Below are 14,702 nucleotides of genomic sequence, written 5' to 3'. Positions count from 1 at the left end.
TGATTAAATGAATAAGTTTACATTCCCATCCGAAGCATCTGCTAAATATGCCCCTACACCTGCAAACTCTACCCCTTCCATAATCTCTTCCTCTTTTAACCCTAATAAATCTACTGTCATTTGACAAGCGACAAGTTTAATCCCCTGTTCTTTCGCCAAATCGATTAAATCTGGTAAAGGCATCGCATTATGTTTTTTCATAATACCTTTAATCATCTTTGGTCCCATACCTGCAAAATTCATTTTTGATAATCCCATCTTATCCGCACCGCGTGGCATCATTTTTCCAAACACTTTTTCTATAAAAGTTTTCTTTACCTTCACATGCTCATCTTTCCTTAAAGCATTTAATCCCCAGAAAGTATGAAAAATAGTTACCTCTTGATCATACGCCGCTGCACCATTTGCAATAATATAAGCAGCCATTGCTTTATCGTAATCTCCGCTAAATAAAACGATTGTTGTTTTCTTCTGTTGTTCCATATTGTTCTCCCTCCAATTACCTATAGGGGTATTTTTATTTATAAAAATTGTTTCTCCCTATTCTACTTTTCCTTCCCAAGCTAACATACCACCTACCACATTGATTACTTGAAAACCGTAACTTTCTAAAAATTGAACAGCTCTTGCACTTCTCCCGCCTGAACGACAAACGATAATATATTCCTGATTTTTATTTAATTCATGCATACGAAACTCTAATAGTCCTAGTGGAATATTACATGCTTCTGGAATTTTCCCTTCAGCTACTTCTTCTACTTCACGTACATCCACAATATTTACCGCTTCTTTACGCAACAATTTTTCTTCTAATTCTTTTGTAGTCATTTCTTTCATTTTAAATTTCCTCCTCACAAACCATTCATACCACCTGAAACGTTTATTACTTGCTGAAACCCTAGTTTTTTCAATACCTTTGCTGCTTGCTTACTTCTCATTCCACTTTGGCAAATAACGATTACTTCCTTATTCTTATCTAATTGATTCGCCTTACTTGCTAGATCATTTAGGGGGATATTTTGAAAGCCTTTCATATGATTCCCTCTATATTCACCTACTGTACGGACATCAATAAAATACTTCCCCTTTTTCCCCACTATACTTTTCAATTCTTTGCCATTTATATTTTGAACACCTTTCACTGGTAAAAATCGTGAAATAACAAACCATGCAGCAAGTACAATGAAAAGCGTACTTAATATTGTGTTCATATAACCAACCTCTCTATATTTACAAAACTATTGCTTCACTACGCCTTCCTAATCCAAAACTTCAGCACATCGCCTTCTTCTTCAAGCTTTACGATGTCATGGCCACATTTATTTGCCCACGCTGGAATATCCTTAACTGACCCTTTATCCGTTACATGTATTTCTAACACTTCTCCAGTTTGTAGAGCATCCATTGCTCTCTTTGTTCTTACAATCGGCATTGGACAGGCTAAACCTTTCGCATCTAACACTTGTTTTATATTCATCATCAATTCCTCCATTTTTTATTTATTTCATTATTCGTGCACTGCACAACGATTTGGACCAATCTCCATTTCACGCTCTTTATCCACACTCGGGTGAATTTTACCCATATTGGTTTGACGAATTTCTTCATATGCATTTGGCTGAGGTGGTAAGTTTTCTGTTACAACTTTACGGAACTCTCCCTCATCCTCAATATTTAATCCTGCATTATGCTCAAATAAATCTTTTAATTTTGCGCTAACAATACTACTTTCGTTCATTTCACTTATTTTTGAATAATGAGCCGGTAACACAACTAAATTTTGAGATAGCTCTTTATATCGGCTATACAAAGTATTACGTAAATCACTCACCCAATCTTCAGCCTTACCAGCAAGATCAGGACGCCCAATTGAATCTACAAATAAAATATCGCCTGATAATAAATAAGAATCATCTACAATGAATGACGTACTTCCAATCGTATGCCCTGGTGAGTATAACGCGTCAATTTCAATTTTAGTACCCCCCACCGTAATAACAGATCCTTCAACGAGCGGTTCGTATGAGAAAACGACTTCCTCCGCATCTTTTGGCGGTAACCAATACGTACCCCCTACTTTTTCCGCTAACTTACGTCCTCCAGAAATATGGTCTGCATGTAAATGTGTATCCATTACATTCGTAATCGTAACAGCATGCTCTTTCGCAAATTCTTCATATGCCTCGGCTGTCCTTACCGCATCAATAACTGCTGCTTCACCGTTTGAAATAACCATATATGATAAACAACCTTTTCCAAGACGGTTAAACTGATACATACTTCCGCCATCTTTTAAATCTCCCACTTTTATAGGCTTTACATATTCACTCCAAGCCTTCATACCACCAGATAAATAATAAATATTTTCTAATCCAGCCTCTGTTAATTGCTCTGCCACAAATATAGAAGACCCTTCTTTTGCACATACTACTAAAACATCTTTATCTTTAGGTAGTTCACTGACAATATGATCTACACCATCTAACAAGTCAAAATAAGGTTTATTAATAGAAGAAACTTGTTTCCCTTCAATTTTCCAATCTTCATAATCCGCCTCATTACGAACATCTAAAATGAATAACTCTCCGAATAAAACTTTCTCTGCAACATCTTTTGCTTGTAATGCTTTAATATCCATCTCATTACCCCCGTAGGTATATTTTTATTTAAAAAATTTTATTTTTCCACATTCCCTTTCCACTCTAACATGCCTGGGATGACATTTTTCACATTTGCATAACCTTTCTCTTTCAACATGTGGCAAGCTACATCACTACGGTTACCAGTTCGACAAATAACATAAATTTGCTTCATCTTATCTAATACTGCGCTGTCTAATTCACCTAATGGCACCGAAATGGCGGATGGAATATGGCCAAAAGCAAATTCCGCTGCTTCGCGAACATCTAATACAATGCTCTCTTCTCCATGAGACAATATAGACTGTAATTCTGCATTCGTAATTGTATGTGGATATTTCACAACTTCATTCACTTCATGCTCGTTTGCTTTCCTAACATAATGCACCAATACATCACCCTCGTGTTTCGTCCCGATATATTGATGTCCTACTTTACTAGCCCAACTTTTTATATCTACCGTAGATCCTTTATCTGTTGCCTTAACTTCAATCACTTGCCCTGGTGCTAATCCTTCTATCGCCTTCTTCGTTTTCACAATAGGCATCGGACAAGCCAAACCTTTACAATCTAAACTCATATCCACTTTTATACTCATAATCGATTCCTCCACAATTTATATACATATACCTATAGGGGTATATTGAACCGTTTTTGAAAATCTGTCAACACTTACGTTTGACAGATTATCGGCTTTTTACAAGTAATTGAACGGCTTCTTTAATTAACTCTTCATTTGAACCATTTCCACTTTCAAACTGTTCACGCAAACATTGCTCTAAATTCGTTCCAACAACGAGTCCAATTGTACGATCAAGTGCAGAACGAGATGCCGTTAACTGTGTAATAACCTCTCGGCAATCTTTTCCTTCTTCCATCATACGAAGCACACCACGAACTTGACCTTCAATACGTTTCAATCTATTTTTCATATCTTGATTATATTCCATCCTATAATCACCTCATTACCATTATGTCACTATTTATAACCTATGACAATATATTATACCCTGTAGGGTATTTTGTAAACCTCTATTTTTATTTTTCGCCTTATATGTTCGCAAAACAAAAAGTAAAACCTTAATCTATAGGTTTTCATCTTCCACTAAATCTTGAAATAGAAAATGAAAAATATCAATATACAACACGTTCTGGCAATACTGTCCCATACAATTTAAAACCACCATCTACATTCTTTACCTTATATCCCTTTTCCATTAACATACGCGCTGCAACATACCCTCTCATACCAAGTTGACAAGTGATATATATTTCTTTGTCCATTGGCACTTCATCCAATCTATCACGTAATTCATCTAACGGAATATTAATAGAGCCTTTAATCATTCCTTGTTTTAGTTCATTGGGCTCCCGAACATCTATAAGATATCCACCATTGTCAACAATACGATCTATTTCATGCCATTGTACCGTTTCCACAAAACCATCTACTATATTACTTGCGGCATACCCCACCATGTTTACTGGATCTTTTGCAGAAGAATACGGCGGGGCATATGATAATTCTAAATCTGGTAAATCGATTACAGTTAAATTTGCCTTCATTGCCGTTGCAATAACATCGATACGCTTATCTACTCCATCACGCCCTAAAGCCTGTGCTCCGTAAATTTTTCCGCTATCTTTATTAAAAATTAATTTTATTAGCACTGGCGTAGCATTTGGATAGTATCCTGCATGAGAATTTGCCTGTACATGTACTACCTCATAGGGTATATTTAATCGTTTTAATATTTTCTCATTTACTCCAGTCGAAGCAACTGTTAAATCAAAAACTTTAGCCACAGAAGTTCCCATCGTACCTTTATATAAAGACTCCGTATGGCCATGAATAATATCTGCTAACATACGACCTTGACGATTAGCGGGCCACGCTAAAGGAATCATCGTTTCTGTTTCTGTAACAAAATCTTTCACTTCAATCGCATCACCAATTGCATATACATATGGGTCAGATGTTTGAAATTTCTCATTTACCTTTATCGTTCCTTTAACTCCTAATGATAATCCTGCATCTTTCGCTAAACTACTCTCTGGTTGTACACCAATTGCTAAAATAATCATATCTGTTTTTATAACTGAGCCACTTTTTAAACGTACAACAGTCCCATTCTCTTCTAACGCATCTACACCATCTTCAAAAACAAGCTCAACATTGTGCACCTTCATATGCTCATGTACATATGCCGCCATTTCGTAATCAATTGGTGGCATCACTTGATTTGCCATCTCTACAAGAGTAACCTCAATCCCGCGTTCTCTTAAATTCTCAACCATTTCCACTCCAATAAATCCTCCACCAATAACCGTCGCATGACGTGGTTTCTTCTCATCAATATACGCTTTTATACGATCTGTATCAGGTACATTTCGTAACGTAAACAACGCCTTCGCTTCTTCAATGCCCGGAATAGGTGGAACAATTGGTTTCGCCCCTGGTGAAAGAATCAAAACATCATATTCCTCGTTATATGTTTCATCTGTAGTTACATTCTTTATCGTAATTGTTTTCTCTTCTTTATTAATCTTTACAACTTCACTCAATACACGTATATCTAAATTAAAACGTTTTGACATCCTTTCAACAGTTTGTACTAATAACTTTTGTCTTTCTGTAATGACACCGCCAATATAATATGGCAATCCACAGTTTGCGAACGAAATGTATTCACCGCGTTCAACCATAATAATTTCATCTTCCTCACTTAAACGACGAAGCCTTGCAGCTACTGATGCCCCGCCAGCAACTCCGCCTACTACTATAATTTTTCTAGACATATGTCAAACCTCCATACTATTTATTATTTAATTCCCTCATATATCACACATATAAAACCTATACCTGTACGGGTATATAATAAATTATAAAAAATTTAATTTCAATCAATATGTCTTTCACAAATTTGAAACAAAAAAAGAACTTAGATATTTCCAAGTTCTTTACGAATGAATCAATCCATCGTTCTATTATCATACTTCCTATAATCTCTTTGTAAAACTATACTCCATGTTCCCGCCTAGGGCTGCCGCTGTATCACCAGTTTCTCTAAAATCATGTGTATATATTTTTTCAAATGAACCGAAATCTACTTGCTTATAAAATTCAAAACAAGGGAATCCATCATGCTCCCCTTGAATATCAATACTACCATCCTGTTTCACACATACATTTAATACATAATCCACAGGAGGTGCATATACATTTAATGGATTACTTGCACTCGCACTCATTTTGAATTGCACACCTTCAGAATTCCATGTGATATCAGTGCACACAATATTTTCTGTACTTGCTTTCCCTGTTCTTTTACTCACAGAACCATCTGGACTTGTAATCTTCTCGGTCGTAATACCCGTGTTCGCATATGAAAACACTTCTTCTTTATAGAAATCAACTACTACCTCTTGCTCAACTCTAGAGCGCATCGCATTTACCGCATACGGTGTGAATTCACGTGAATCACCTTCGAATTGAATTACTTTTTCTGTTTCCATATCCTTCTTAGCCTCAGTCCAAGACATTGGAATAAATACACTGGCTCTAATTTTCACGATATTAGTCATAAGAAACACCTCTATAATTTTATTTTAGATGCTGAATGCTTATTAAATAAAACAGACCATAATTTCAATCCTAAAACCAATAGATTTCTCTTTTACTTTTCTATTTCCTTCTAAAAAATAGCGCTATATTTATGTTTAGACTGTCGTTTTAAAGCTATATTCCATCTCTCCAGCTAGTGCTGCTGGGGTATCATCCGTTTTTCTGAAATCATGTGTGTATATCAATTCAAACGAACCAAAATCTACTTGTTTATAAAATTCATAGCAAGGGAAACCATCATGTACACCTTCAATATTCACAGTGCCACTTTCATTAGCTCGTATAGTCAAAAAATAATCAGCTGCAGGTGCTGCTGCGTTTAAAGGATTACTTGCACTTGCTCTCATTTCAAATGAAACTTCATCTTCACTCCATACAATATTTGTACATACAATGTTTTCTGTACTTGTTTCTCCCTTTTGATACTCAATTGAGCCATCTGAATTTGTAATCTTCACGGTGACGATACAAGCATCTGCATATGTGAAAATTTCTCTTTTATAAAAATCAATATTCACTTCTTGTTCTAATCTTGAACGCTTTGTGTTCACAGCTTGTGGTGTAAACTCACGTGCATCTCCAGCATATTCAAACACTCTTCCTGTTGCAGGGTCCTTAATAGGTTCCAGCGATGCATACGGTGCAAATACACTCCCTCTAATTTTCACGATATTAACCATGTGAAACCTCCATTGATTCTATATTATATAAATCATTATTTGTTCTACCGACATAATATAGTCAATTTGATTGACTATATTATGTATAGTACAATAGACATTACATATAGTCAACTTAATTGACTACAAGCGCGGAGGTTATATACATGGATCAAACATTTAACGAGTTAGATCTTACATCGCTTTTATCATTATCATTTAGCACATTAATCACTGAGCTACATGACAAATTAAGTGAATTAGGATTTGAAGATATTAGGCCAGCACATGGTTTTATGTTCAAACGCATCCTTCCTAATGGGGCAACTGGTATAGAGCTAGCTGAGTATTTGGGGATTTCCAAACAAGCTGTAAGTAAAATGGTGGATTCTCTTGAGAGTAATGGCTACGTTACACGCAAAACACATCCTACTGATAAAAGAGGTAAAATCATCGTTTTAACCGAACGTGGTTTGTCAGTAATGAAAGTAAAAGAAGAAATAGTAGCTGAAATAGAACAGCGATGGATTGAAAACATAGGTATAGAACGAATGCAAATACTGAAAGAGGATTTAACAACATTCGTTACTAAAGAAAATACAGAGAAATTATCATCAAATATACGACCTGTCTGGTAAACAAAAAACGAATCCATTTTGATTCATCTTCTTCAAAATGGATTCGTTTTCTACAGATGTATTAAAAATCATTAATTTCTTTAAATTTTATTCTACTAAATATATTTTTTACGCGTTATATAATTCCATAACTCTCTTCACAACCAACTCCGCAGTATTCTCCTCCGGTGGTATCAATAAATTCGTAACCGATCCATACACAACAGGGCTTAATTCCACTTCATACCCACCGTATAAGAATTCTTCCTTCGTTGGTAAATAACCAATATATCCATTCGTATATCCACCAAAGAAAGCTAATTCATTTTGAAGATTCTCTTTCACTTCTAATGCCGTTTCCGAAAAAGGTTCCATCGGTAAACCTGAAAACATACCATCATTAACTTGAAATAACTGCACTTCTAAATCAATACTTAACCGCCGAATACCTTGCTCATATTTCTCTAAAACGATAGTAAGCCATTCATCCGTATTCACGCCCCACTGCTTCTCGGCTAATCGAGCCATGCTTCGTATCTCATCAAATTCAGGAATATCCTTCAACTTCATTTGCATCATACTCGAAACTGTCCTTAAATTTACAATTGAGCTATATGTAACTGTTGGCAACATCATTAATACATGTCCACTAAGTAAATAGGCCATTTGTTTTAACGCTTCACTTGAACCGCGGTACTTCGCATTCACATTTCCAGCGGCACCTTGAACGATAATAACAGGGCAGTTCACTATCTGCTCTAAAATCTCTCTCGTCATTCCAGGATAATCCGCTGATAATTCATCACTATCACCTTTTAAAACATTAGGATGCGCAGTACAAAATACTAAAATCCCAGATAACTCCTTCGTTTCAGCATCTCTTATTGCTAACATACCAATTCGCTTATCTACAACACCATCTATATTTGTTCCCATCTTCGCTCTTCCATCACATGTTCTCTCTCTTCGATTTACCCCAATATCACCTGTCGTAACACCCCAGCCAACTTCACATAGCTTCAAGTTGTTATTCGCAGTAATAGCACCATGCACTACATTATTTACTAAAATCGTTTTATACGACTGCACTAGCGGATTATCACCGACTGTCTCTGGACCGGAATGCGTATGAGTATAAACAACCGTTATTCGCTCAAATGGCACATGAAGCCTACTTGCTACTCGCTCACGAATCATATTCGTATCTTCTACTAGCATCCCAATATTATCAATACTTATAAACACAGTCTTCATTTCATCTTTTTCAAATACAAAAACTGTCCCGTAAATACGTTCTTCAACATTATTTATGCCTGTCTCTCTATGATATCCGACAAAATCAATACCTACAGGCGGCGTAATATCAACCTTACATATCCCTACTTTGCTCATTTAAATCACTCCATTTCTCTATGTAACTCCCTTTTTTCAAGAATAGCATATTTAACTTTGTTCCAAATAAAAAGAACGGACACAGTATCCTATGTCCGTTCTTCCCCTCACACATACTTCCGATGCACCATCTTCCCATCATAAGAAAACACAACGCCCTTACTCTCCACAATCGACTCCATATGCACCGTTCTTCCCCATAGCTGATGAAGATATGGTAATACTTTTTCTAAGTATTTTAAATCGAGCTCGATTCCTTCGTAACTATGTTTAATGTATAATTCTCCGTTCTTTAAGTAGTCTCCATCTTCTACTACTAAGTACGGGAACCCACCATTTGTCCGCATATTTACGAGTTGATCACGCACATTCTCCCATTCTTTATCTATTACTTTATATTCTTTTCCTTGGCGCTGGAATAAGTACATATCTTCTCGCATAACAAGATCTTTATTTAAGTAGTTTCTTAGGAACGATACGTCCCATTCAATTTCGCGTACTTCAAACATTTTGTCACGGCCAGATCCTGGTTTTACGCCTCGTCGTTTCATTTCTTCAGTCGGATTATTGTACCGTTCTTCAATATCTTCAAAGATTTTAATACCGAGGTAGTATGGATTAATACTTGTTTTTGATGGCTGTACAACACCTGCATTTAATTTCGCAAATTCAATTGCTTCATCAGAGGTTAAGTCCATTTCACGAAGTATGCGTTGATGCCAGTAGGATGCCCAGCCTTCGTTCATGATTTTCGTTTCAAGCTGTGGCCAAAAATATAACATTTCTTCGCGCATCATCGTTAATATATCACGCTGCCAATCTTCTAACTCACGACTATATTCTTCAATAAAGAGCAGTAAATCTTTCTCTGGTTGTGGTGGAATTTTCTTCTTTTTACGCACATTAGAACGTTCCTGCTTTTTATTGCGATTATCTAAATTCCATAAATCATCGTATTGCGACACCTTTTTCTTTTCTACTTCTTCATCTTCTAAATCATCAATACTCCATGCGAGCTTCGGACGCATAAGCGACGGATCAATATGCTCTTGAATGGCAAGTACGGCATCTAAAAATGTTTCTACCTCTGCCTTTCCGTACTTATGCTCATACGCTTTCACACGGTCCGCTGTTGCCGCCATACTCTCCACCATGTCTCGCTTCGTATTTGAAAAACGAATATTATTTTTGAAGAAATCACAGTGTGCTAAAACGTGCGCTACAATTAATTTGTTTTGAATTAAAGAGTTCGTATCTAATAAAAAGGCGTAACATGGATCAGAGTTAATAACGAGTTCGTATATTTTACTAAGTCCTAAATCGTATTGTAATTTCATTCTGAAAAATTGTTTTCCAAAACTCCAATGTGAAAACCTTGTCGGCATCCCATATGCACCAAATGTATAAATAATTTCCGCTGGACATATTTCATAACGCATCGGATAAAAATCAAGCCCAAATCCAGTCGCAATTTCCGTAATTTCCGCAATCGCATATTGCAGTGCTTTATCATCACTTGCTCTCATTATTTTCCCTCCTTACACTTTCCCTTAAGAAAGTGTATGATGAAAAACAAGCTTTCATGAGGATTGATTGCATAATAAAAAGACACCCCGCAAAAACGAGAATGTCTCATCTATTAACCTTCGATAATCTCCATCTTCTCCGTAATCGGAGTACGAGCTTTTCCTTCTGGTGCTTTATCGAAATAGCCGATATGAAGAATTCCAACGATACGTTGGCCTCTTGTTAAACCGATTCCTTCTATAAATAATGGATTGTAGTTTAATCCGCCTGATTTCCAAACGCAACCTAATCCACGTTCCCAAGCAAGAAGTTGGAAGTTTTGCATAAATGCACATGTTGCAGCGTAATCTTCATCACGTTGAATTTGACGTGGATCTTCATTTATATATACAACGATTTGTGCAGGCGTGCTTAAAAAACGATCTGATAAAATTTTACCGCGTTTCGCTCTTTCTTCTTCCGTGAAAGAGTTTAATACCGCATCTACTAATTTCTTGCGGCCTTCTCCGATGTATAGTTTACAATTCCATGGTTCACGGTGCTTATGATTAGGTGCCCATGTTGCATCGTTTAATAGTTCAATTAATAAATCTTTTTCTACTGCTTTGTCTGTAAATGTACGAACAGAGCGTCTTTCTTTAATCACATTAGCGATGGAAGTATATGTAGTCATATTTATCTCTCCCTTATTTTTATCTATATGTATAAGTTTATCATTAGTATTGATATTGATTTTCAATTTCGATTATACCTTAGTTTTTTACTATTAATCAATGTTTTATGTTGGAAAACTTCTAAAAACGTCATTCCATGCTGTGAATAAAAAAACTTAACTTGTTCACAAGTATTTCACATTTTATGGAAATGATATGTGTACAGTTTTCTACATTATCCATCTAGGAGGAGTTTACATGTACAAAAAAATCGCGGTAAGTATGACTATGGCAGCATTATTATGCGGAGCAATTATCTTCCCCGCTTCCGCTGCCACCCCAAAAGAAGTAACAATGCATCACCATAAACCAATTTCAGATGAAGAAATACAATCGCTAGAAAAACTCGGCTATAACAAACATGAAATTTGGAAAGCTGCTCATATTGCAAGAATTAGTAATAAAGAAATACAAGATGTTTTAGCTTACTATAAGCAAAATAAATCTTGGGAGAAAACAGCCGAGCATTTCGGTATAGATCCAAGTAAGCTGAAAAAGCATCATATGAATAAAGAAACAAAGCAAGCACTGCTACAACAGTTAGCAACTATGCAAAAATCCACACCGGATCAGCTAAAGCAAAAAATGAAAGAATATAACATCAAATTGCGTCATCTTACTGTGTTAACAATCATCTCTCAAAAAAGCAATACTCCTCTTGATGATGTATTAAAGATGAAAAAAGATGGAATGGACATTAAACAAATTGCCGAAAAATTAAATGTAAAAAGAGAAGATATACGAGCGGAAATGATGAAATTAGTGAAGTCTATTAAAGAACAAAAAACAAATTAAAATGCTAAAAAGGAAGAGGCATTCACCACTCTTCCTTTTCTTTATGAACTTTCAATTTTTAAGTATAAATTCCCGTCTTTCCCAAAAACTAACACAAGTAAATGATATATGTTAGGGGTGAGAAAATGTTCGGTTTATCATCTAAAAAATCAAAAAAGACTAATACAAAAACACTTTGTTCTATTCCAGAATTTATACAAACCATGAAAGAATCAAGCGACTTTGTTTCTCATAACGTACTTGAAAATGAAACATTGTGCTTGTTTTATTATAGATCTGTCGTGGAAGCACTTATTATTAAACAATTCATTTTAACTCCTCTAAAAAAGGAATCGGAACAAATCCAAAACATCTCTGATTTATGTAATATCGTCTCTATTGAAGACATTATTATCTCCCCTTCTATTGATGATATTCGTGAGAAATTATTAGGTGGATATATTTTAATACGCTTAAAAAACAATTCGAATCCTGATCAATATGCTTTAATTCGTGCCGAAAGTACTGTTTTAGGAACACGATTATATAACGATACAGAAAATGAGTATAGCGTAATCGGGCCTAAAATCGGTTTCGTTGAAAACCTTGATACAAATATACACTTATTACGCCGAAATATCGTAACGGAGCAACTCATTTTTAAAGAAGTTACCGTCGGATCTATGTCAAAAACGAAAGTAGCAGTTGCTTATATAGAAGGAGTTACAAATGAACAATTCATCAACACCGCAATTCAACGGCTAGAAGACATTGACTTTGATGTCCCATTTGATTCAACTATGATTGAGCAATTTATTAGTGATAATAGCAATTCACCTTTTCCAGTTCTATTACCTACAGAACGATTAGATCGAGCTGTATTTGCATTAATTAACGGGGAAGTTTTAATTTTAACAGATGGCTCTCCATATGCTTTATCAGGACCAACAACGTTACTGGATTTTTTCATTTCACCAGAAGATTATTATTTACCGTGGATGATTGGATCGTTCTTTCGTATTATTCGTTTTTTCGGAGCTATATTTTCTCTTTTTTCCTCCGCTATTTATACAGCGGCTTTAACATATCATTATCAAATGATTCCAGCTGATTTACTAGGTCCTATTATTTTCTCGAGAGCTAACGTACCTTTCCCTCCCATTCTAGAAGCACTCTTTTTAGAAATTACAATTGAATTGCTTCGTGAAGCTGGAGCGCGTTTACCGACAAAAGTCGGACAAACGATTGGTATTGTTGGGGGGATTGTAATTGGCCAAGCATCCGTGGAGGCAGCTTTGACTAGTACAATTTTATTAATTGCAGTTGCTTTATCCGCTCTTGCATCTTTCACAACACCGACCGTAAAGATGTCTTCTACTATCCGGTTATTACGCTTTCCACTTATTCTTTTAGCCGGTGCATTCGGAGGATTAGGTCTTATTGTCGGATTTGTATTTATTTTAGCTCATTTAATTAAATTAAAATCACTTGGATCACCTTATTTATTACCTTTATATCCATTTCGTGGTTTAGGTACAGCAGAAGGTTTTCTTCGATTACCATTTAGTCAAACAGCTCAAAGACCTTCTTTTCTTAGACCAAAATCAAAATGGCGCTATAATCCAAACAAAGCGAAGCAAAAACGTGATGGTGAGAATGAATGAAAAAATTTTTATTGCACCTTATTATAATTATCTTCTTCATTTTACAAACTGGCTGTACACAAACCTATATAGTGGATACGCAGCGTATCATTCATATCGCTGGATTTGACATCACAAAAAACAAAAGATTCCAAGGAACTATTCTATTCCCAGAGTACACACATGGTGTAAAGTCTAAACCAGAAACGCAATCAACATCTGCCCGTTCACTTGAGACAATCGCTTCACGATTAAATGCAAAATCTCCTCACAATGTCGTTGTAGGTCAAATGCGTGTCGTCCTATTTGGAAAAGCTCTAGGAGAACGCGGAATGGGAGAGATTATTACTAACTTACAACGTGACCCAAATATCGGGCGTGATGTACAACTAGCAATTGTAGATGGATCAGCTGAAGAGCTTTTAAATTACGGAAAAAAAAATGGGTCTTTATATATTGCTGATTTACTCGAACAAAATATAAGAAATGAAAACATTCCACAAACCGAATTAAACATTTTTTTATATAATTATTACTCTTCCGTATGTGATGCCTATGTTCCTTATATTAAAATGGACGATAATCATTCTGTCGCTGTCAAAGGGCTTGCCTTTTTAAAAGGCGATAAAGTCGTCATGTATACGGACAAAAGACATTCTGTTTTAGCAAAATTACTTATTAATCCTACGAAAAATGGACGTTACGAAGCAGCGATAAAAAAGGATAAACATAAAGGTATGGTTGTTATACAAAACTTAGCTGGGGAAAATAAGTATAATATAGATCAAACTGGCGACATACCAAAAGTAAAAATCCATTTAAAATTAAATGGATTAATTAAAAACTCTCCTAATTGGATTGATTTAAGAAAAGAAACAAATATCAACTATATAAAAAAACAAATTGAACGAAATGTTGAAAAAGACTGTGAAGATCTAATAAAACAATTTCAAGAAAAGGAAATTGATCCTTTAGGAATACGAGATGAAATTAGAAGCCATACGAGAAAATGGAATATAACACAAATTCGAAATATGTATAAAAATGTAGCGGTGGATGTAAATTTAGATCTTAATATTGTACAATCTGGAATCGGAGAATAGTGAGGTGAAA

The 14,702-nt window shown here is 35.5% G+C and carries 17 protein-coding genes; 4 read left to right on the top strand and 13 right to left on the bottom strand.

What is annotated here, in order from left to right:
* Nucleotides 1-3: 3 nt before the first annotated feature.
* From ACX9TM_RS04175 to ACX9TM_RS04130, 10 genes are all read right to left on the bottom strand, one after another.
* Complete coding sequence (locus ACX9TM_RS04175; protein ID WP_000437728.1) at nt 4-483, bottom strand: DsrE/DsrF/DrsH-like family protein; 480 nt, start codon at nt 481-483, stop codon at nt 4-6.
* A 57-nt stretch (nt 484-540) separates the two neighbouring features.
* Nucleotides 541-837, bottom strand: a complete 297-nt coding sequence (locus ACX9TM_RS04170) for a rhodanese-like domain-containing protein (protein ID WP_000661810.1) — start codon at nt 835-837, stop codon at nt 541-543.
* Between the two features lie 14 nt (nt 838-851).
* On the bottom strand, nt 852-1,211 hold the full coding sequence (locus ACX9TM_RS04165) for a rhodanese-like domain-containing protein (protein WP_001092318.1): 360 nt from the start codon (nt 1,209-1,211) through the stop codon (nt 852-854).
* Nucleotides 1,212-1,249: 38 nt separating this feature from the next.
* Nucleotides 1,250-1,480 carry a sulfurtransferase TusA family protein gene (locus ACX9TM_RS04160; RefSeq protein WP_002093886.1) on the bottom strand — a complete coding sequence of 77 codons (231 nt, stop codon included), beginning with the start codon at nt 1,478-1,480 and terminating at the stop codon, nt 1,250-1,252.
* A 27-nt stretch (nt 1,481-1,507) separates the two neighbouring features.
* The gene (locus ACX9TM_RS04155) at nt 1,508-2,638 is read right to left on the bottom strand and encodes an MBL fold metallo-hydrolase (RefSeq protein WP_065381826.1); all 1,131 of its coding nucleotides are present in this window, start codon (nt 2,636-2,638) and stop codon (nt 1,508-1,510) included.
* 38 nt (nt 2,639-2,676) lie between these two features.
* The gene (locus ACX9TM_RS04150; RefSeq protein WP_000023952.1) at nt 2,677-3,237 is read right to left on the bottom strand and encodes a sulfurtransferase TusA family protein; all 561 of its coding nucleotides are present in this window, start codon (nt 3,235-3,237) and stop codon (nt 2,677-2,679) included.
* 88 nt (nt 3,238-3,325) lie between these two features.
* Nucleotides 3,326-3,589: a metal-sensitive transcriptional regulator gene (locus ACX9TM_RS04145; protein WP_000456206.1), complete on the bottom strand. Its 264-nt coding sequence runs from the start codon at nt 3,587-3,589 to the stop codon at nt 3,326-3,328.
* 184 nt (nt 3,590-3,773) lie between these two features.
* Nucleotides 3,774-5,438: a CoA-disulfide reductase gene (gene cdr / locus ACX9TM_RS04140; protein ID WP_065381827.1), complete on the bottom strand. Its 1,665-nt coding sequence runs from the start codon at nt 5,436-5,438 to the stop codon at nt 3,774-3,776.
* Nucleotides 5,439-5,639: 201 nt separating this feature from the next.
* Complete coding sequence (locus ACX9TM_RS04135; RefSeq protein WP_000182101.1) at nt 5,640-6,224, bottom strand: DUF3238 domain-containing protein; 585 nt, start codon at nt 6,222-6,224, stop codon at nt 5,640-5,642.
* A 135-nt stretch (nt 6,225-6,359) separates the two neighbouring features.
* The gene (locus ACX9TM_RS04130; RefSeq protein WP_000247265.1) at nt 6,360-6,944 is read right to left on the bottom strand and encodes a DUF3238 domain-containing protein; all 585 of its coding nucleotides are present in this window, start codon (nt 6,942-6,944) and stop codon (nt 6,360-6,362) included.
* 146 nt (nt 6,945-7,090) lie between these two features.
* On the opposite strand from ACX9TM_RS04130, the gene ACX9TM_RS04125 reads away from it, so the two are divergent.
* Nucleotides 7,091-7,561: a MarR family winged helix-turn-helix transcriptional regulator gene (locus ACX9TM_RS04125; protein ID WP_000372891.1), complete on the top strand. Its 471-nt coding sequence runs from the start codon at nt 7,091-7,093 to the stop codon at nt 7,559-7,561.
* 108 nt (nt 7,562-7,669) lie between these two features.
* Here the strand turns inward: ACX9TM_RS04125 and ACX9TM_RS04120 are convergent, their stop codons facing one another.
* The 3 genes from ACX9TM_RS04120 to ACX9TM_RS04110 all read right to left on the bottom strand — a co-directional run bounded on the left by ACX9TM_RS04120 (nt 7,670) and on the right by ACX9TM_RS04110 (nt 11,132).
* Nucleotides 7,670-8,932 carry a neutral/alkaline non-lysosomal ceramidase N-terminal domain-containing protein gene (locus ACX9TM_RS04120; protein WP_000048638.1) on the bottom strand — a complete coding sequence of 421 codons (1,263 nt, stop codon included), beginning with the start codon at nt 8,930-8,932 and terminating at the stop codon, nt 7,670-7,672.
* Between the two features lie 107 nt (nt 8,933-9,039).
* Nucleotides 9,040-10,458: a stage V sporulation protein SpoVR gene (gene spoVR, locus ACX9TM_RS04115; RefSeq protein WP_001202693.1), complete on the bottom strand. Its 1,419-nt coding sequence runs from the start codon at nt 10,456-10,458 to the stop codon at nt 9,040-9,042.
* Nucleotides 10,459-10,571: 113 nt separating this feature from the next.
* Nucleotides 10,572-11,132, bottom strand: coding sequence for a nitroreductase family protein (locus tag ACX9TM_RS04110; RefSeq protein WP_000214819.1), 561 nt, complete (start codon nt 11,130-11,132; stop codon nt 10,572-10,574).
* 238 nt (nt 11,133-11,370) lie between these two features.
* On the opposite strand from ACX9TM_RS04110, the gene ACX9TM_RS04105 reads away from it, so the two are divergent.
* From ACX9TM_RS04105 to ACX9TM_RS04095, 3 genes are all read left to right on the top strand, one after another.
* On the top strand, nt 11,371-11,967 hold the full coding sequence (locus ACX9TM_RS04105) for a hypothetical protein (RefSeq protein WP_000276979.1): 597 nt from the start codon (nt 11,371-11,373) through the stop codon (nt 11,965-11,967).
* Between the two features lie 125 nt (nt 11,968-12,092).
* Nucleotides 12,093-13,610, top strand: coding sequence for a spore germination protein (locus ACX9TM_RS04100; RefSeq protein ID WP_000467485.1), 1,518 nt, complete (start codon nt 12,093-12,095; stop codon nt 13,608-13,610).
* A complete protein-coding gene (locus ACX9TM_RS04095) occupies nt 13,607-14,692 on the top strand; it encodes a Ger(x)C family spore germination protein (RefSeq protein ID WP_000714134.1) in 1,086 nt (361 codons plus the stop codon). Before ACX9TM_RS04100 ends, ACX9TM_RS04095 begins: the two co-directional genes overlap by 4 nt.
* Nucleotides 14,693-14,702 lie beyond the last annotated feature (10 nt).

Source organism: Bacillus sp. LH1 (assembly GCF_057924895.1).
This window is presented reverse-complemented; position numbering and strand designations above follow the sequence as displayed.

What these genes read in the sequence shown, in the direction of transcription:
- ACX9TM_RS04175 (WP_000437728.1), bottom strand. Translation starts at nt 483, where the DNA reads ATGGAACAACAGAAGAAAACAACAATCGTTTTATTTAGCGGAGATTAC.
- ACX9TM_RS04170 (WP_000661810.1), bottom strand. Translation starts at nt 837, where the DNA reads ATGAAAGAAATGACTACAAAAGAATTAGAAGAAAAATTGTTGCGTAAA.
- ACX9TM_RS04165 (WP_001092318.1), bottom strand. Translation starts at nt 1,211, where the DNA reads ATGAACACAATATTAAGTACGCTTTTCATTGTACTTGCTGCATGGTTT.
- ACX9TM_RS04160 (WP_002093886.1), bottom strand. Translation starts at nt 1,480, where the DNA reads ATGATGAATATAAAACAAGTGTTAGATGCGAAAGGTTTAGCCTGTCCA.
- ACX9TM_RS04155 (WP_065381826.1), bottom strand. Translation starts at nt 2,638, where the DNA reads ATGGATATTAAAGCATTACAAGCAAAAGATGTTGCAGAGAAAGTTTTA.
- ACX9TM_RS04150 (WP_000023952.1), bottom strand. Translation starts at nt 3,237, where the DNA reads ATGAGTATAAAAGTGGATATGAGTTTAGATTGTAAAGGTTTGGCTTGT.
- ACX9TM_RS04145 (WP_000456206.1), bottom strand. Translation starts at nt 3,589, where the DNA reads ATGGAATATAATCAAGATATGAAAAATAGATTGAAACGTATTGAAGGT.
- cdr (WP_065381827.1), bottom strand. Translation starts at nt 5,438, where the DNA reads ATGTCTAGAAAAATTATAGTAGTAGGCGGAGTTGCTGGCGGGGCATCA.
- ACX9TM_RS04135 (WP_000182101.1), bottom strand. Translation starts at nt 6,224, where the DNA reads ATGACTAATATCGTGAAAATTAGAGCCAGTGTATTTATTCCAATGTCT.
- ACX9TM_RS04130 (WP_000247265.1), bottom strand. Translation starts at nt 6,944, where the DNA reads ATGGTTAATATCGTGAAAATTAGAGGGAGTGTATTTGCACCGTATGCA.
- ACX9TM_RS04125 (WP_000372891.1), top strand. Translation starts at nt 7,091, where the DNA reads ATGGATCAAACATTTAACGAGTTAGATCTTACATCGCTTTTATCATTA.
- ACX9TM_RS04120 (WP_000048638.1), bottom strand. Translation starts at nt 8,932, where the DNA reads ATGAGCAAAGTAGGGATATGTAAGGTTGATATTACGCCGCCTGTAGGT.
- spoVR (WP_001202693.1), bottom strand. Translation starts at nt 10,458, where the DNA reads ATGAGAGCAAGTGATGATAAAGCACTGCAATATGCGATTGCGGAAATT.
- ACX9TM_RS04110 (WP_000214819.1), bottom strand. Translation starts at nt 11,132, where the DNA reads ATGACTACATATACTTCCATCGCTAATGTGATTAAAGAAAGACGCTCT.
- ACX9TM_RS04105 (WP_000276979.1), top strand. Translation starts at nt 11,371, where the DNA reads ATGTACAAAAAAATCGCGGTAAGTATGACTATGGCAGCATTATTATGC.
- ACX9TM_RS04100 (WP_000467485.1), top strand. Translation starts at nt 12,093, where the DNA reads ATGTTCGGTTTATCATCTAAAAAATCAAAAAAGACTAATACAAAAACA.
- ACX9TM_RS04095 (WP_000714134.1), top strand. Translation starts at nt 13,607, where the DNA reads ATGAAAAAATTTTTATTGCACCTTATTATAATTATCTTCTTCATTTTA.